General features: G+C 36.9%; 16 protein-coding genes. 8 read left to right on the top strand and 8 right to left on the bottom strand.

Annotation, left to right across the window (positions count from 1 at the left end):
- Positions 1–146 precede the first annotated feature (146 nt).
- A protein-coding gene (prfB, locus tag J2Y60_RS24055; RefSeq protein WP_309924598.1) for a peptide chain release factor 2 occupies positions 147–1,221 on the bottom strand; the annotation gives its coding sequence in 2 pieces (ribosomal slippage) (positions 147–1,160 and positions 1,162–1,221; 1,074 coding nt in all).
- 176 nt (positions 1,222–1,397) lie between these two features.
- On the bottom strand, positions 1,398–2,321 hold the full coding sequence (locus J2Y60_RS24050) for a class I SAM-dependent methyltransferase (protein ID WP_309924597.1): 924 nt from the start codon (positions 2,319–2,321) through the stop codon (positions 1,398–1,400).
- A 219-nt stretch (positions 2,322–2,540) separates the two neighbouring features.
- Here J2Y60_RS24050 and lpdA point away from each other — a divergent pair, with 219 nt between their 5' ends.
- The 5 genes from lpdA (at position 2,541) to J2Y60_RS24025 (ending at position 8,245) form a co-directional block, all read left to right on the top strand.
- Positions 2,541–3,935, top strand: coding sequence for a dihydrolipoyl dehydrogenase (gene lpdA, locus J2Y60_RS24045; RefSeq protein WP_309924595.1), 1,395 nt, complete (start codon positions 2,541–2,543; stop codon positions 3,933–3,935).
- A gap of 171 nt (positions 3,936–4,106) precedes the next feature.
- The gene (locus J2Y60_RS24040; protein ID WP_309924594.1) at positions 4,107–5,933 is read left to right on the top strand and encodes an FAD-dependent oxidoreductase; all 1,827 of its coding nucleotides are present in this window, start codon (positions 4,107–4,109) and stop codon (positions 5,931–5,933) included.
- A gap of 123 nt (positions 5,934–6,056) precedes the next feature.
- Positions 6,057–6,779: a lipoyl(octanoyl) transferase LipB gene (gene lipB, locus J2Y60_RS24035; protein WP_309924592.1), complete on the top strand. Its 723-nt coding sequence runs from the start codon at positions 6,057–6,059 to the stop codon at positions 6,777–6,779.
- Between the two features lie 112 nt (positions 6,780–6,891).
- Positions 6,892–7,299 carry a hypothetical protein gene (locus J2Y60_RS24030; protein ID WP_309924591.1) on the top strand — a complete coding sequence of 136 codons (408 nt, stop codon included), beginning with the start codon at positions 6,892–6,894 and terminating at the stop codon, positions 7,297–7,299.
- A 223-nt stretch (positions 7,300–7,522) separates the two neighbouring features.
- Positions 7,523–8,245 carry a 3'-5' exonuclease gene (locus J2Y60_RS24025; RefSeq protein WP_309924590.1) on the top strand — a complete coding sequence of 241 codons (723 nt, stop codon included), beginning with the start codon at positions 7,523–7,525 and terminating at the stop codon, positions 8,243–8,245.
- Positions 8,246–8,248: 3 nt separating this feature from the next.
- Here the strand turns inward: J2Y60_RS24025 and J2Y60_RS24020 are convergent, their stop codons facing one another.
- From J2Y60_RS24020 to J2Y60_RS24010, 3 genes are all read right to left on the bottom strand, one after another.
- Positions 8,249–8,698 (bottom strand): sterol desaturase family protein, encoded by a 450-nt coding sequence (locus J2Y60_RS24020; RefSeq protein WP_309924589.1) that lies wholly within the window; start codon positions 8,696–8,698, stop codon positions 8,249–8,251.
- Between the two features lie 199 nt (positions 8,699–8,897).
- Positions 8,898–9,644, bottom strand: a complete 747-nt coding sequence (locus J2Y60_RS24015; RefSeq protein WP_309924588.1) for a pirin family protein — start codon at positions 9,642–9,644, stop codon at positions 8,898–8,900.
- 185 nt (positions 9,645–9,829) lie between these two features.
- Positions 9,830–10,357 (bottom strand): YceI family protein, encoded by a 528-nt coding sequence (locus J2Y60_RS24010; RefSeq protein WP_309924587.1) that lies wholly within the window; start codon positions 10,355–10,357, stop codon positions 9,830–9,832.
- A gap of 242 nt (positions 10,358–10,599) precedes the next feature.
- On the opposite strand from J2Y60_RS24010, the gene J2Y60_RS24005 reads away from it, so the two are divergent.
- From J2Y60_RS24005 to J2Y60_RS23995, 3 genes are read left to right on the top strand one after another with little or no spacing between them, the layout of a single operon-like run.
- Complete coding sequence (locus tag J2Y60_RS24005; RefSeq protein ID WP_309924586.1) at positions 10,600–11,835, top strand: voltage-gated chloride channel family protein; 1,236 nt, start codon at positions 10,600–10,602, stop codon at positions 11,833–11,835.
- Positions 11,836–11,854: 19 nt separating this feature from the next.
- Positions 11,855–13,129: a M14 family zinc carboxypeptidase gene (locus J2Y60_RS24000; protein WP_309924584.1), complete on the top strand. Its 1,275-nt coding sequence runs from the start codon at positions 11,855–11,857 to the stop codon at positions 13,127–13,129.
- A gap of 24 nt (positions 13,130–13,153) precedes the next feature.
- Entirely contained in the window at positions 13,154–13,786 is a 633-nt protein-coding gene (locus J2Y60_RS23995; RefSeq protein WP_309924583.1) for a NeuD/PglB/VioB family sugar acetyltransferase, read from the top strand.
- Between the two features lie 178 nt (positions 13,787–13,964).
- Here J2Y60_RS23995 and J2Y60_RS23990 read toward each other — a convergent pair whose 3' ends face one another.
- From J2Y60_RS23990 to J2Y60_RS23980, 3 genes are all read right to left on the bottom strand, one after another.
- Positions 13,965–14,954 carry a hypothetical protein gene (locus J2Y60_RS23990; protein ID WP_309924582.1) on the bottom strand — a complete coding sequence of 330 codons (990 nt, stop codon included), beginning with the start codon at positions 14,952–14,954 and terminating at the stop codon, positions 13,965–13,967.
- Positions 14,955–15,201: 247 nt separating this feature from the next.
- On the bottom strand, positions 15,202–15,555 hold the full coding sequence (locus J2Y60_RS23985; protein ID WP_309924580.1) for a YraN family protein: 354 nt from the start codon (positions 15,553–15,555) through the stop codon (positions 15,202–15,204).
- A 97-nt stretch (positions 15,556–15,652) separates the two neighbouring features.
- A complete protein-coding gene (locus J2Y60_RS23980; protein ID WP_309924579.1) occupies positions 15,653–18,604 on the bottom strand; it encodes an insulinase family protein in 2,952 nt (983 codons plus the stop codon).
- Between the last annotated feature and the right edge of the window lie 25 nt (positions 18,605–18,629).

Below are 18,629 nucleotides of genomic sequence, written 5' to 3'. Positions count from 1 at the left end.
AAAAACCCCGAAAATTGCCAGTATTGACACTTTTTCGGGGTTGTTTTTTTGTAATATATTGATAATTAAATATTTACAACATTAAAGGAAAGCCTTCTTAGTTTCAAATCATCTAAAGTCTTAAAGTCCAACAACCTTTAGTCTGATTAAGCTTCCATCAGATAAGCCTTAATAAACTCATTGATTTCGCCATTCAGCACAGCGTCGGTATTAGATGTTTGATAATTCGTTCTATGGTCTTTTACACGACGGTCGTCCAACACATAACTTCTTATTTGTGAACCCCACTCAATTTTCTTTTTACCTGCTTCTACCTCCGCACGGGCAGCATTACGTTTATCAATTTCTATTTGATAAAGTTTAGATTTCAAGAGTCTCAAAGCAACTTCCTTATTCATCAACTGCGAGCGTTCTTGTTGGCAAGCAATAATAATACCCGAAGGTCTGTGTGTTAAACGAACGGCTGTTTCCACCTTGTTTACATTTTGTCCACCAGCACCACCCGAACGGAAAGTATCCCAATCAATGTCTGCTGGGTTTACTTCAATCTCGATAGAATCATCCGCTAAAGGATATACATAAACAGATGCAAATGATGTATGACGTCGGGCGTTGGAATCGAAAGGAGAAATTCTCACCAAACGGTGTACGCCGTTTTCAGATTTTAAATTTCCATAGGCAAACTCTCCATCAATTTCTAGCGTCACAGATTTTATACCCGCTACATCGCCATCATTATGGTCAGCTTCTTTTACTTTAAAGCCATTTTTTTCTGCCCACATAATATACATACGCATCAGCATACTTGCCCAATCCTGCGACTCTGTGCCTCCTGCACCTGCGTTGATTTCTAGTACTGCCGACATGCTATCACCTTCTTCCGACATCATTTTGCGGAATTCCAATTCAGCCAATTTTGCTTCTAGTTTTTCGCCTTCGGCATCTACTTCCGCTTCGGTAGCCTCACCCATTTCGTAAAATTCCCAGATAGTTTCAAGGTCGCCAACGTAAGTATTTAGCTGGTCGAAACCCAATGTCCAGAACTTCAAACCCCGAATTTTTTGCATCGTCGATTCTGCTTTTTTAGAATCCGACCAAAAATTGGGGTCAAGCGTAATTACTTCTAACTCCTCAATTTGGAATTTCTTATTATCGTAGTCAAAGATACCCCCTCAAAGCCTCTACTTTGGCTTTCAGGTCATTGAACCTGTCTTTTGTCATGCGTTAAAATAAATTTATTTTGTTAATGCCAAGCCTAACTATTGTTCAGTAAACCAGTGTGTTACCCCAAATAGGTAAAGTCTTCTATTTACAAAGATAGCTAGAAAAACAAAGCCCTCTAAATTTTTGACTTAGAAGGCTTTGCCGAAAAGGCTTTTCACTGTACAATAATGTATCTATAAATAAGGATTCTTCGGGAATTCATAATACAAATACCCCTCATTTTTTAAGTTATTAATTGTTTCCTGAGTAGGTAATGTTTTGAAAATAACGGCACTTAATACTTGATAAGGCAAAATGCCCAATTTACACAAGAAATTATCTCGACGAAGTTTAGATTGAATTTTACGAAAAGCATTTGAGTTATTATTGGCAATTTCTGTATCAAGTCCTGCTTTCCAATATGAATTATTGATACCCTTAAAAGCAATGGCTGGTAAATTCATGCCCATCGCTATTTTTTCCATTTCTCTATCCGACAATTTGAAAACATAATTGCCTACTTCTTCAAAGGAATAACGGTTTTTCCAATACTTCTGTAAAATGGTAGGGTCAAAGCGGTCGAGGATATTTTTAACCGCCAGCATCAAAGGCATTTTTGTTAAGGGGTCTTGAGGCTCCGTTAAAATGATGGCTTTTTTCGCTACCCTAATCATTTCGTAAACACCCAAATAAGCCCTTGGAAAGTGGTGATAAGCTTCTTTGCAAAAGACATAATCAAATGAATTGTCTTCAAAAGTTAATTTTTCAACATTCTCAACCGAAAAATTATCAATCAGGTGGAGGTCTTTTACTAAAGGCAAAAAAGCGCCACCAATATCCGTTGCCATTACAGTACAGCCTTTGCGCTTAAAATAATTAGCATCAAAACCGTAGCCGTCACCAACGGTAAGCCAGCTTTCGCCTGCATTAATTAAAGGGTTGGCTAATTCAAATAATCTTTCGTGGAGCCAATAATCAATGGTATTGTTTTCTATACTTTTTTGCCATTTACGAATCGTATTCAAACGCTTTTCTTGATCGGGATACTGTTTGGCAAACCAAGATTCATGAGATAAATAACTTGTTTCTTCAAAAGTTTTTTTTGAAATATTTTCCATTGCTCTAAATAGGGAATCAAAAAATAGTGTTTTTCGTTAGACTAATGTACAGCAAAAATCTTAGGATAGCGTATTTTTTTGTCAACAAAACTTAAAGGTATATGTATTAAGGTACGATAGTTAGGGGAAAAACTTATTAATAAGCCCCTTTCAATTCCACGCTTATCCTTATCTTTGTAGCATAAAATTTGAAATTACCCTTAAAAAAATAAAAATTAAATGGCACAAGTTTATGATTTAATCGTGATTGGCTCAGGTCCTGGTGGATATGTAGCGGCAATCCGTGCTTCGCAATTGGGTTTGAAGTGTGCGATAGTGGAGCGTGAGTCTTTAGGTGGTATCTGTCTGAACTGGGGTTGTATTCCTACAAAGGCATTACTAAAATCTGCACAAGTATTTGAATACATCAAACACGCTGCTGATTACGGAATCACGGTTTCTGAATCTCACGCTGATTTTGGAGCAGTCATTAAGCGTTCTCGTGGTGTTGCCGATTCCATGTCAAAAGGTGTTCAATTCTTAATGAAAAAGAACAAGATTGATGTGATTATGGGTACTGGAAAAGCCTTAAAAAACAAAAAAGTTGAAGTAACTGCTGCAGATGGAAAAGTAACAGTGTATGATGCTAAAAACATCATGATTGCTACAGGCGGAAGAGCAAGAGCATTACCAAATATTCCAATTGATGGCGTAAAAGTAATTGAATACCGCAAGGCGATGTCATTAGAAAAACAACCAAAAACAATGGTTGTCATTGGTTCTGGAGCCATCGGTGTTGAATTTGCTTATGTATATGCAGCAATGGGAACGAAAGTAACTATTGTTGAATTTTTACCAAACGTTGTTCCTGTTGAAGACGAAGACGTTTCGAAAGAATTAGCAAAACAATATAAAAAATTAGGTATTGATATTTATACAAACTCTTCTGTAGAAACAGTAGATACTACTGGTGAAGGATGTAAGGTTTCTGTAAAAACACCAAATGGCAATATTTCAATTGATTGTGATATCGTATTGTCAGCAGCAGGTGTAATCGCTAACCTTGAAAACATTGGTTTAGAAGAAGTTGGTATTATTACTGATAAAGGTAAAATTTTAGTAAACCAATGGTATGAGACTAACATCCCAGGTTATTTTGCTATTGGTGATGTTACGCCTGGCCCAGCTTTAGCACACGTTGCTTCTGCAGAGGGTATCATTTGCGTTGAAAAAATTGCAGGGCATAAAGTAGAGCCTTTAGATTATTCAAACATTCCGGGCTGTACTTACTGTACGCCTGAAATAGCTTCAGTAGGCTTGACTGAAAAGAAAGCAAAAGAAGCTGGTTATGACATCAAAGTAGGTAAATTCCCATTCGTGGCATCTGGAAAAGCAACAGCGGCAGGTGCAAGAGACGGTTTTGTGAAAATAATTTTTGATGCAAAATACGGTGAATTATTGGGTGCTCACATGATTGGCTATAACGTTACTGAATTAATCGCTGAAGTAGTGGTAGCGCGTAAATTAGAAACGACTGCTCACGAAATCATGACTGCGATTCACCCACACCCAACTATTTCTGAAGCTGTAAAAGGTGCAGCTGAAGCAGCGTATGGTGTTGCAGTAGATTTGTAATAAAATAAGTATAAATCAGATAGGCAAAATCCCTTTTCCTTAGGAGAAGGGATTTTTTTGTACCATGAGTTTTCAACTCGTTAAAACAATCATGCACGAGTTGAAAACTCGTGATACAAATTATATCTTGCATCTTCAAGTCCTCCAGTCTGAAATAAAACCCAAGAAACCATGAAAACTCTTTCTATCTTCTTTTCTCTTTGTTGTTTCTGGTTCAATGCCTATGCGGGCAAAAGCAAATACAATACTGATGTGTTGATAGTAGGCGGAGGAACAAGTGGCGTAATGGCAGGGATTCAAGCAGCGAGGATGGGTGTAAAAACGATTATTGTAGAAGAAAGCGTGTGGATTGGTGGAATGCTTACTTCAGCAGGAGTAAGTGCAATCGACGGAAACCATAATTTGCCCTCTGGTCTTTGGAACGAATTCAGAGCAAAGCTTGAAAGGCACTATGGCAGTAAACAGGCATTAGCTTCTGGGTGGGTAAGTCAGGTCATGTTTGAGCCTTCGGTCGCCGAGAAGATTTTGAGAGAGATGTGTGCCAAAGAAAAAAATCTTTCTGTGATTTCATCCGTCAAATTATTAAACATTCAGAAAAAATCAGCGCATTGGCAATTAACGTTTTCAGATGATATTTTAATCACTGCTAAAATTTTAATAGATGCTACAGAATTAGGAGACGTTGCTGCAAAAGTAGGGGTGAAATACGATGTAGGGATGGATGCCCAAGCTACCTATCAAGAAAGAATTGCACCAGAAAAAGCTAATCATATCGTGCAAGATTTGACCTATGTAGCTATTCTGAAAGATTACCACAAAGATGTAACGATTAGTAAGCCCAGAGCATACAACAAAGATGAGTTTATCTGTGCTTGTGAAAAACTCTGTCCGGATAAACAAATGCACCGTCTGTGGGACTGTCAGCAAATGAAAACCTATGGACAATTGCAAAATGATAAATACATGATTAATTGGCCCATTAATGGGAATGATTTTTATGTAAATATGGTAGAGATGAATGATGTGCAAAGGGAAGAAGCAATTCAGAAAGCGAAAGACCATACCCTAAACTTTGTGTATTTTATGCAAAAAGAATTAGGATGGAATACCTTAGGTTTGGCGGATGAATTTCCGACTGCTGATAAATTACCACTGATTCCGTATCATCGTGAAAGTCGTAGAATACATGGGTTGGCAACAGCCAATATGAATCATTTAGAAAAACCTTTTGATCAACCTGAGCCATTGTATCGGACAGGTATTGCCGTGGGCGATTATCCTATCGACCAACATCATGGAAAGAACAAGGATGCTCCAGATTTGTATTTTGTGCCTGTGCCTTCTTTTAATATTCCTTTGGGAAGCTTGATTCCCGACAATGTAGATGATTTGATTGTAGCCGAAAAATCTATTTCAGTTTCCAACTTGGTGAGTGGTGCTAGTCGCCTGCAACCCGTTGTCATGGGTATTGGACAAGCAGCAGGTACTTTAGCAGCCATTGCCATACAAGAAAAACGTCATCCGAAAGAGGTTTCTATTAGAAAAGTACAAGATAATTTATTGAAAGCAAAGGCTTATTTAATGCCTTATTTGGATGTAAAGCCCGACCATCCTAACTTTGAAGCCATTCAGCGAATAGGAGCAACGGGTATTTTGAAAGGAGAAGGTAAAAACTATAAGTGGTCTAATCAGACGTGGTTTTATCCCGATTCGGTGATGACAAATGGAGCGGTTATTGCCTCCTTAAAAAGCTTCTTCCCTAATTTGAATATGCAAGCTAACGAACAAGTGTTGTTAGAAAAATTAGTGGCGGATGATGCCTTTGAAATACTGACAAAAATCCAACCAGTACCTGCGGATTATTTGGCGAGTATCATGAAAGACTATCCAGATAAAAATCAGCCAATTACCAGAGCAAAACTAGCAGATTTGATTGATAAGTTAATTGACCCTTTTCATCGCAAGGAAGTGGATTTTAAAGGAAATTTTAAGCCTTGAGAAGTGAGCCTTCAGCTATGAGGTATCAGCTATCAGTTTTAAGGTTTACTCTTTCTAGTAAAGAAACTTTAATCTTTAAGAAATCGTTAATTAATCTTAGTATAGATGATAAATTAGAAGAAAGTGATTCATAATAAAACTGTAATTTTCCAGAATCTGGGATTAATAGATTACCAAACTGCATGGGATTATCAAGAGAAACTCCATGCTGAAATAGTTGGTGTAAAACTTAATAACAAACATTTAGCGCTTGATAGTCAGGTGCTGACGCCAAACTATTTGCTTTTTTGTGAACACCCCCATGTTTATACCTTGGGTAAAAGTGGCAAGCCAGAACATCTGTTATTAGATGAAGCGGGTCTTGAAAACTATGAGGCTAAGTATTATAAAATCAATAGGGGAGGAGATATTACTTATCATGGCAAAGGACAATTGGTAGGATACCCGATTTTTGATTTGGAAAACTTCTTTACAGATATTCATAAGTATATGCGTTTTTTAGAAGAGAGCGTGATTCGTACTTGTGCAGACTTTGGGATTGATGCTGGAAGAATCCAAGGGTTAACGGGCGTTTGGATTGACTATGTCGAACAGAAAAATCCAAGAAAAATCTGTGCGATGGGCGTGAAAGCTAGTCGCTGGGTAACGATGCACGGTTTTGCCTTGAATGTAAATACTGATTTGAATTATTTTAAACACATCGTGCCCTGTGGCATTGAAGATAAAGCCGTTACTTCTATTGAACAAGAACTAGGAAAGCCTCAAGACTTTCAAGAGGTTTCAGATAGAATGGCTAAGCATTTACAAGATATTTTTGAAATAGAAGCTTTAAGCGATAGGCAGTAAGCTTTCGGATGTCGGCTATCAAAAAATAATGACCTTACTTAAAAGACTATTAATCATACAATGCTGAAAGCTGAAGACCGAAAGCTGATGGCACACAACTTTATAAGATTTAATGAAAAAAGATATAGAATTTCCTAATGTTGAAGGCGTAAAAGTAGCGATTGCTAGAAAGATAAATGACCTAAATGAAGTTGAATGGGATGTATATTTAATTAACCGTTTGTCGGTAGACCTAGCGAATGTTTTTGTTAATTCTCGTGGGTATGGTCATAATCCTGATGGTACAGAAATAAAGACGTCACAATTACGCCACTTTTATAAGGATGTTCCAGCGAAAGGAATTATTAAAGTTGAAATAATCACACCTGATGTTTTTCATTTGAATAATGAATACTGGGTGAGTTATTTTATTGGTAATCAATTGTTTGATAAAAAATTTGTTTTTGTGCCTGAGTCTATTCGCGAAGAAAATTTGATTCGGATTAAACAATTAGAGTTAGAGGGAATCTTGCATGAGTAATTTTTTGGGGGAGACTTTAGATGCTAGACAGAAGACTCAAGACTTTAGGACTAGAGGACTTTAGGCTTTGATTTTGGATGCTAGATAACAGACTTAAGACTTTAGGATTTATTACAACACAAACATTTAGGAAAAGGATTAAAGAGCGAATTTTAAAATATTAATCAATTACAAATACAAAGCAGATAGCTTAAAGCTCATCACTCACAGCTACCCTACAATTATGGATTTTCAAAAATTTGCTAAAAGTCTTTTGTTTATTGACATAGAAACCGTTTCGGGAGAAAGTAATTTCAATTTGCTTTCTGAAAGGATGAAAGCGTTATGGTTGCATAAAGCGAGTTATTTGACGAATCCAAATGAGTTGAATGATGAAGCGTTTTACTTTGACCGTGCTGGAATTTATGCTGAATTTGGTAAGATTGTATCTATTGGCTTAGGCTTTTTTCATTGGAATGACGAACAGGAGATTTGCCTAAAAGTAAAATCTATCAGTAGTGATAATGAAGCGGAGGTTTTGAGTGAATTCAAGAGCTTAATTGAAAAAAAATATAAATCAAACCTAGCTTTTTGTGCGCATAACGGAAAGGAATTCGACTACCCATATTTGTGTAGAAGGATGTTGGTAAACAATATCGAGATTCCTAAAGCATTACAGATTTCAGGTAAAAAACCTTGGGAAATTCCACATTTCGACACTTTAGAAATGTGGAAATTTGGTGATAAAAAGCACTATATTTCGTTAGAATTACTGGCTTGTATTTTTGATATTCCAAGTAGTAAAAGTGAGCTCAGTGGCGACAAAGTAAATCAGACTTATTACCAAGAAAAAGATTTGCCGAAAATAGCCTCTTATTGTCGCGAAGACATTATTGTACTGGCACAGGTCTTTCTGAAATATCAAAATATGGATTTTGTCAAGGAAGAAAATATCGAAAGAATTTAGTTTTTATTTCCTTGTGTCTTCATACTTTTTCGGAGCATACAAAAAGCCAAAAGCTTCTGCACCTTCTCGTTCATGTACTTTGTGGTGGATATAATGTGCTTTCATAATCCGTTTCAAATAGGGGTGTTTTGCCACAAATTTGATTTTTATCCGACGATGCACAATAATGTCATGAAAGATAAAGTAAAAAATTCCGTATAAAGTTACTCCCATCCCCACCCAAAATAAGTACCAAAGTTCTGGTACAAAATTTCCTAAACCAATCGTAATAATAGATACAGCTGAGAACACGATAGCGAACAAATCGTTTTTTTCCAATACCTCATTATGATGTACATGATGAGAACGATGCCAACGCCACATAAAACCATGCATGATATACTTATGTGTAAACCATGCTGTTCCTTCCATCAAGAGGAAAGTACCGAATAATAAGACCAATCTGATAAGCATTATAATAAGGTTATAAGATTAAAGTTGACATAAAAATATTACTTTAATTATTCTTTTAACCAAATGAATCTAGGTTTTGTTTATTTTTTACCCGCAGATATTACAGATTAATTGCGCAGATTTACGCTGATATTATTTGTCTGCGTAAATCTGCGAAAAAATCACCGCCAATCTGCGGGGTAAAAACAAACCCTCAAAATTATTCAAGTTCCATCGGAACTTCCATCAACAATAATTCAACGCCGTTTTCGGTTTTGAAATTTACCGCTGTAATATTTTCTAAGCCTAAGCCGTCGCGTATTTCCAACAATTCTCCACCTGCGTTTACACTGCCATTTACAACCATAATGAATAACCCATTTCCTTCGCGATTGATTTTGTAGGTAAATTCTTGGCCAGCCTCAAATTTTCCCATACTAAAATACGCATCTTGATGAATACCCAAAGTATTCGGAATTTTGGCTTCGATTGGGCTAACTAATAATTGAAAATCATTGTGCTGTGCCGCTACATCAAATTTCATTTGACCATAGCGAGGCGTAACGTTGCCTTTGTTAGGGAAAAGCCAAATCTGAAATAATTTTAAAGTTTCATCTTTAAGATGATTAAACTCTGAATGGTAAACGCCCGTCCCAGCCGACATTACTTGTACTTCGCCCTTCGTGATAATGCCATGATTTCCCTGATTATCTCGGTGTTCAACCACGCCTTCCAACGGAATCGTAATGATTTCCATGTTATCGTGTGGGTGCATCCCAAAACCTTTTCCACCAGCAATCTGGTCATCATTCAATACCCTTAGCACACCAAAATGTACTCTTTTAGGGTCGTGATACCCTGCAAATGAAAATGTTAAGCGAGTTTTCAACCAACCGTGGTCAGCCTGTCCACGAGTACCAGCTTTATATAATGTTTTTTTGACGGCTGTTCCTAAAGTCGTTTCCATTGTTTTTGATTATTTAATAATCAGCTTTGAGCTGTGAGCTTTCAACCATGCGATTGTATTTAAAAAAAGGCTCCAATCTACAACTTTCTCAGATTTGTCAACTCTTTAAGAGTTGACAAATCTATCCCCTCTACCTTCTCAAATCTACAAGCTCAGCACTCAAAACTCCCAATTCCAAACTTATATTACGCTTGTTTCACTAATTGTACATTAGCGATTAATTTCACTTCTTCGCTTACTAACGCACTTCCTGCTTCAGTGATTGCGTTCCAAGCTAAACCGAAATCTTTACGGTTTATTTTTCCTTTTAATTCAAAACCAGCCTTTACATTTCCCCAAGGGTCAGTTGCTGTTCCGTTATATTCTACTGCTAAACTTACAGGTAAAGTAGTTCCTTTTATTGTTAAGTCACCCACTAATGTAAAATCATCACCATCTTTTGTAAAGGAAGTTGATTTAAACGATAATGTTGGAAATTGTTCGGCATCAAAGAAATCAGCACTTTTCAAGTGTCCGTCACGTTGTTCGCTATTTGTATTAATTGAAGCAGTATTGGCTTCAAATGAAATTGATGCGCCATCAAAATCATCACCAGCTTCTACTGAACCACTGAATTCTTTGAAGTTACCTGTTACTGTAGTAATCACTAAATGTTTTACTTTAAACTGAATTTCTGAGTGCGAAGGGTCGATAGCCCAAGTTGAAGTTGCCATTGTTAAATATTGTTTTTTGATAATTAATGTTTATACATTTAATGTTATAACATTGAAATTAAAAATAGGTTCAAATCTTTTTCATTTTTCTGAAAAATTATTTTTTCGGGTAAATTAGGGAAGGGTACTTTGCAAATGAGACTAATGAAAAACAATTAATCAACTATTTGTTGCAAGGGTTTCGCAAAGCTATTTGAAATACATTCCGTAATTTTGTTTGTAAATAGATACTCATCACTAGAATGAACCAACAAATCTTTGTATTGAAATTTACCTTGAAGTGGCTTTTAGTAGCAATGATTGTTGGCTTGGCTATTGGTTCGGCTTCGGCTTTCTTTTTAGTAACGTTAGACTGGACGACCCACTATCGAGAAAACCATCCGTGGTTAATATGGCTTTTACCCTTGGGCGGTTTGGCTGTAGGCAGTATCTATCATTATTTTGGACAAGATATAGCCAAAGGGAACAATCAGCTAATTGAAGAAATTCAGCATCCTGATAAAATCGTTCCTTTTAAAATGATGCCTTTAATTTATCTCACTACCATCATTACACATTTTGTAGGTGGTTCAGCAGGAAGGGAAGGAACAGCAGTACAAATGGGTGGGGCTATTGCAGATTCGCTGACAAAACCACTCAAACTAAATGATAATGACCGCAAAATCCTGCTAATGATGGGAGTAAGTGCAGGTTTTGCCTCTGTTTTTGGAACGCCACTAGCAGGAACTATCTTTGCCTTGGAGGTTGCCTTTATTGGTAAAATACGATACGATGCGCTTGTGCCAAGTCTTTTTGCGGCACTATTAGCTGACTATACTTGTCAGGAATTATGGCATGTGGGGCATACACATTACCCTATTTTATCAGGACCACATTTGGCAATTTTACCCATCGTGTGGTCTATGTTAGCAGGAATTCTATTTGGCTTAGTCGGTATGCTCTTTGCTAAAAGTACACATTTTTGGAGCAATGTATTCAAAGCCAATATTTCATATCCTCCTTTAAGACCCGTAATTGGCGGAGTACTTTTGGCTTTGTGTTTCTGGCTGGTAGCTACTTTAAAATACAATGGCTTGGGTGTACCTATTATCATATCGTCATTTACTGAAAAGTTACCTTTTTATGATTTTTTAGCTAAAATATTCTTTACTTCGTTAACATTAGGGTCGGGCTTTAAGGGTGGAGAAGTAACGCCTTTGTTTTATATCGGTGCTACGATGGGCAATGCGTTGACTAGTTTTATACCGCTTCCTCTGGCTTTGTTGGCAGGCATGGGCTTTGTCGGAGTGTTTGCTGGGGCTTCTAATACGCCTATTGCTTGCACTTTAATGGGGATTGAATTGTTCGGAGCTCACTCTGCCATTTATTTAGCAATTGCTTGTATAATGGCCTATGCGTTTTCTGGACATTCAGGCATTTATACTGCTCAGAAAATAGGGGTAAACAAGTATAAAGTACCCAATGAAGAGTTTTTATAAACTTTCAAGCCCAAGTCCCATGAAAAAGATTTTAGTACTTTACGTGATGTTTATTATGAATTCAATATCAGCAAACTATGCTCAAAATGTAGGAGAAATGCTTCATGGATACCATGAGGTGTTTAAGGAACAAAGTATTACCAAGCGTAGGTTCGGTCATCAGACTTTAGTTGCCAACATTGAGCGACTAAAAATCAATCCATTATTTGAGGTTTCTAAAGCCACGCTATCGAGTGAAGGAAGAGATATTTACTTGATAAAATGTGGTACAGGAAAAACGAAAGTATTACTTTGGTCACAGATGCATGGTGATGAAGCAACGGCTACGATGGCTTTGATGGATATTTTTAATTTCTTGGAAAACAGAACAAATTCGACTGTAGACGACCAGCAATTGAATCAATTACGTACAGACTTGCTGAAAGAATGCACTTTTTATTTCGTTCCGATGTTAAATCCTGACGGGGCAGAAGCTTGGAGTCGCTATACAGCATTGGGCATTGATATGAATCGTGATGCACTGGCACTGCAAACACCAGAAGGAGCGTTGTTGAAAAAACTAGTATTTGACTTAAAACCAGATTTTGCTTTTAATCTTCATGACAAAGGCAGGCGATATTCCGCAGGCAAAACGGGAAATTTGGCTACTATTTCGTTTTTGGCAACGGCCTATAACGAAGCCCAAGAAGTAAACGAAACCCGAAAGAAAGCGATGTTGGTTATTGTAGGAATGAATCATGCTTTACAGCCATTTATTCCGAATGCTGTGGGTAAGTGGCCTTCTGATTTCGAGCCTCGTGCTTTTGGTGATAATATTCAAAAATGGGGTTCTACCTTGATTTTGATAGAATCGGGAGGTTTTAAAAATGACCCGGAGAAACATTATATTCGTCAACTGAATTTCGTTGCTATCCTGACAGGTTTGAAGATAATTGCAGATAAATCGTATGAAAAAGAAGATATTAGCGAATATGAAGCCATTCCTGTAAACGATAGAGTGATTTATGATTTAATCATCAGAAATGTTACTATCAAAAAAGGAAATACTACTTATCAAGCTGATATTGCCATTAATAGAAACGAAAGACCTGTAAAGGGAAGAGACTATTTTACGCAAAGCTCAGTCATTGAAGAAATTGGCGATATGTCAGTATTTTTTGGAACAGATGAAATAGATGCCACTGGATTAACATTTAGTGCTACCCAAGAAATAAGTTTAGGGCAAAAGGCTGAATTTGAATTAGTAAAAGACGGAAAAGTAATTTATAAAATAAATAACGGAGTAAAATTGTAACTCGATGTTTCAATCGAGAAAATTATGGAGAATCCAGTAATGATTTTAGGTGCAGGTGGTTTAGGAGCTGTCGCCCTTGATATTTTCAAAACAAATAATGTTGTGGTCTATGCTTTTTTAGATGACAACAAGGAATTGCACAATACCGAAATAGACGATGTAATCGTGATGGGTAGTACTGACGACGAAGATTATACCAAACTTATCGGGAAAAGATGTGAAGTATTTATTGCTATCGACGAGTTGAAAGTGCGTCAAAATTTAGTAGAAATGCTACATGACGATAAAAAAGTTCAGCCAGTAAATGCTATTCATGAGCAAACTGCGATTGCGCAAACGGCAACTATTGGACATGGCAATTTGATTTCTGCGGGAACGATTATCAATGCTCGTGCTGAAATCGGAAGTCATAATCTATTACACAGTCGTGTAATTGTTGACTATGATGCTAAAATTGGTGATTTCGTTCAAATCGGAGCAGGAAGCATCGTTGGTCCAGGGGTTTCTATTGATGACAATGTGTTTATCGGTTCAGGAGTGACTATTGTAGCAGGTGTAAAAATTGGTAAAGGAGCAAGAATAGGAGCGGGTTCGGTAGTAGTAGAAACTGTAAAGGCACGTGAAACGGTATTTGGGAATCCTGCTAAGAAAGTTTAGGGTTTATGGTCGTTCAAAGTTTATGAGTTTAAAGTTCATGAGTATACATTAATATAAAAATTTACTCTTAGCCAGTGACTTAAGTCACTGGCTAAGAGTAAATTTTTGTTAGTTATTTATGCGCTTGTCGATAGCTATAGACGTTTTAAACTCATTAACCTTAAACTCCTAAACGCTATCAATTCTCTTCTTCATCCTCAGGTTTTTTCTTCGCTTTAGGGGCTTCGTAAATAATTTTTCCTTTGTTATCTCGCTCTTGCAGTACCACCGCTTCGGAATTATCAAATTTATCTTTGGCGTATAAAGTCTCTTTTTTCAAACGCCCCATTGCTCCAAACTGATGGTACTCTCGCCAACGTCCCACCTTCACACTATCATCAAATTTGCCTTCCTCTTTTAGCTGCCCACCTTCATAAAAAGAGCGATAATCGCCCGTTACTTTATTGAATCGTACAGGAATTACTTCTTTGATTTTTGTTTCAGCTTTATCGTAATAGCTGAACTTCGAGTCTGCTAAAAAACCTCTTTTATACTTTTCTTTCGATAGTAGAATATAGTCTTGGTTATAAGTTTCCCAACGTCCATCTTTTACACCCACATAAAACGAGCCTTCTTCAACCAACTCATCATTTACATACTTTTTATAAGGGCCATGACAAATCTCTCCGTAGTTTTTATCTTTTCTAGGCACATTCGTTACCCTTCTAAGTTTAGGGTCATACCACCAAATCTCCTTAGCATAAATGCTTGGTTCAGCTTCGTCAGGGTTTCGTAATACATGAATTTCCTCTACAGTCAATCTTACTCCAGAGCCATATTCACCAATGCGTATTTCAAATTTTATGTTTTCGTATTCGTCTTTTGGCTTTTTCTTGGCTTTACTTTTCTTTTTTGATTTATGGATTTTCAAGCCTAAATCTGCTGTTAAATCATCAACATCATTGCCTAATTTTTTAAATTCCTCTTTATTCTCTTCAATCGATTTTTTCGCATTTTTAACATTATCTAGTATGTCCGACTGTATTAATCCACCCAGCAGTCCCGCTTTTTTCTTAGCCGAACTATCAGTTTTTGGTTTTGCTTTTGTTTTGAATTCATCAGTTTGAGCAAATGTTATCCTGAAAGCAAACGAAAATATAAGTATTAAAAAGCAAACGAGAGACTTCATTTTTATGGGTGAAAAAATAAGCATGGAATCAAAAGAATTGTAAATCACACGGAGCATTATTCAATACCCTCATGCCATCCACATGAAATGGTTGTCCTTATAAACGAAAATACGAATATATTTATTTTTATAGGTAAAGATAAGCATTTTCATGCTATCCTAAGAATAGCGTAATTATTCTTTCAGCAGCACGAGTTTTCAACTCGTAAAAAACATTGACGAGTTGAAAACTCGTGCTACTGAAAAATTAATAAAATGCATCTTCAAAATGCGTTACCTCAAAAGTGTTATTTTTAAAAACAACAGCCACAATATCAAAGCGAATCTGTTGATGCCAATTGTTTTTATAGACATAAAAGTCGGCAGCCTTGGTTATCATCGCAACCTTATGTTTGTTTACGCCAATTTCGGGCATTCCAAATTTTGTATTAGTGAGGGATTTTACTTCGACAAATACTAAGAAGATTCCTTTACGAATAATTAAATCAATCTCAGCCCGCCCATAGCGGTAATTTCGGTGGAGGATTTGATAGCCTTTTTCTATTAGAAAATTGGCGGAAATGTCTTCGGCTTTTTTGCCTGTTTCAAGGTGCTGTGTCATAGGAGGCGTGTAGATTATATGCTTTTGGTCTTCGGTCATCAGCTTTCAGTTATCAAAAATGATAGCCGAAAGCTGATGACCGAAAGCCGACAGCTAATTAATATCCAAATACTTCTTCTAAAGTCAATTTCTTAACTTCTCCGTATTTTTTCAAAGTATCTAAGTTTACTTTTTTCTCAGAAGCCACCACACACATTGCATATGGTTTTTTCGCTAATAAAGTATCCTGAAATTTCTTTAAATCATCTAAGCTTAATTTATCTAAAGCCTTATAAATAGCCTGACGCTCATCTGTAGTTACGCCTTTATCAAGTCCACTTAGATAAGTATAAATAATATTATCTTGTGTGATTCTCTCAGTTTGATAATTCTTTTTCATACTCGCAATAGCTGTTTCCAAGTTCTTTTCAGACGATGGAAAATCGTTCAACAACTCATCCATACCAGCGATAGACTCATGAATTTTATCTGCTTGTGTACCAATGTAAGCAATCATGCGGTATTTTTCATCCTTGATATTAGGTGTCTGATAATACGCATACGTTGAATAAGCCAATGCTTTAGATTCACGAATAGTTTGGAAAACAATAGAAGACATCCCTCCACCAAAGTAGTTGTTGTACAACTCTACGATAGGTGTTTCGGCTGAATTAAAAGCAATCGTAGGACGAACCCAGTTGATTTCTGCCTGAACCATGTCATAATCAGTAAACAATACAACTGGCTTAGTTGGCGACTCCATTTTGAAATCTGCTACTAAAGGTAAATCTGCCTTGAAAGTACTATTAATTTGGTGAGCACCTTTTAAAGCCACAGCCAGTTCTTCCACTGTTTTTGGACCATAATATATGATTGTATGTTTGTATGAGAACAAATCGTGTAAGAAGCTAATTAAGTCATCCGCGTTCAATGCTTTCAGTTCTGCATCTGTAAACTGTAAGGCATTTCTTGGGTTTTTAGCACCAAACGAAGCATAAGTAGCCAATCCTTGCAAAATGGCTCCTTTGTTCAATTTAGCATCGTTTCTTTGTTTCAATAATCTGCCTTTTAGTAATTCTAAAGCGGCATCATCTTTCTTGCATTTAGTCAATAAATCTTCAAAAAGGCTTACTGTTTTGGCAAAGTTTTCGTTCAAGCCCGACATTCCCAAAGTAATATGGTGGTCGGTATAAGAGGTATTGAAGCTACTAGCCAAACGATAAAATGCTGTACTGATTTGCTCAGCATTCATTTTGTCTGTACCTACAAATTGTAAATATTGAAGGGCAATAGGCAATACTTTACTATTCCAAGAACCCATGTCAAAACGGTAGCTCAAACGGAAAAGATCATTATCTGTATTTTTTACCGTTAGGGCTTCCAAGGCACCAATTTTCCCTTTTTTAATGTCTTTGTTGAAATCCAACCATTTTGGTTCGATGTTCGACATTGCCGTTGTGTTTACATCTTTCAAAAATTCAGATTGTGCCTCACGGTTTACTTCCACTGGCGTAATCGCAGGCTTATCAACCTTTGAAATATTAGGATCAGTACCCTTACGTTTGTAAACAACTACGTAACCATCACCACAGTATTTTTTAGCAAAATCCATTACTTCCTGCTTCGTTACTTTGCTCAAAGCATCGTTGATGGCAACATCTTTATCCCACTTGTTTGATTTATCCAACACAAAGCTTTCTAAAAGTTTATAGGCACGAGAAGAATTGTTTTCCAAACCCTGAATAGCTGTTAATTTATAGTTGGCAGCAATAGCTTTGATAATAGATTCGTCAAAATTACCCGACTTCAATTTATCTAATTCGCCTAAAAGCAATGCTTTTACATCGTCAAGGCTTTGGTCTTTTTTAGGAGAACCCGTCATTTGCCAAACTGAATAGTCTTTGTTCCATTCTGGGCTACAGCTTGCTCTTAATACTTTTTGGGCTTTCACTAAGTTCAAATCTATCAAACCCGCTTTTGAGTTCGACATCAATTCATCTACGATTGTCCCTACAATTTTTTCTTTAGTATTCAATGCACCCGCCCAACGCCAAGCAATAGTAAGGGCATCTGGCGTAGGGCCAAACACTTCGCGTACTAAAGGGGCAGTAATTGGTGCTTCAGGAGCTGGCTTGTATTCAGCAATTGGTTTGCTAACCATGTATTTGAAAGAAGCCTCAATTTTCTTGATTAAAACATCCGAATTGAAATCTCCCACCATAATAATAGCCATGTTGTTTGGCACATAGTATTTCTTGAAGTAATTGCGAATTTCGACTAATGATGGATTTTTTAAGTGTTCAATCGTACCGATAGTAGTTTGCTGACCATAATTATGTGTTGGAAACAATGCAGCATTTCTAGCTTCATATACTTTCCAACCATCGTTGTCAAGGCTACGATTTTTTTCTTCGTAAACAGCTTCTAATTCTGTGTGGAAAATACGTAAGATTGGATTGCGGAAGCGTTCTCCTTGTAATTTCAAGAAACGGTCGATAGCATTTGCAGGGATGTCTTCTGTATAAACAGTTTGTTCATAAGACGTAAAAGCATTGGTGCCTTGTCCGCCCATCGAAGCCATCATTTTATCGTATTCGTTAGCGATAGCAAATTTAGCTGCCTCGCCCGACACACGGTCAATTTCTTTGTAAATAGCTTTACGTTGTGCCGAGTCAGTAGTTTTATTATACTTTTCGTACAATGCATCCACTTGATCTAGCAATGGTTTTTCTTTTGACCAGTCTAATGAACCAAATTTGTCAGTTCCCTTAAACAACATGTGTTCTAGGTAATGGGCAAGTCCAGTATTAGTTCTAGGGTCAGTGTTTGAACCCGCACGGGTAGGAATTAATGCCGCAATACGTGGTTCTTTGTGGTTTTCGCTAAGGATTACAGTCAACCCATTAGAAAGTGTGTAAAAACGAGCTTTCATTGGGTCGTTACTTACGTACTTGTAAGTATAGCCCGCGGAAGCAGCTGTTTTCCAGTCAAAAGTTTTTTGAGCAAATGCGAGAGTGTTTAGAAATAGCGATAACACGACTCCCAGCAGAGATAACCTAAGGTTTTTCATGCGAAGTAGGTTGGATTTTGTAAAA

The sequence above is a fragment of the Arcicella sp. BE140 genome (assembly GCF_031456255.1).
Lineage (GTDB): Bacteria > Bacteroidota > Bacteroidia > Cytophagales > Spirosomataceae > Arcicella > Arcicella aquatica.
The sequence above is the reverse complement of the archived record's forward strand: the minus strand, read 5'-3'. Positions and strand labels throughout refer to the sequence as shown.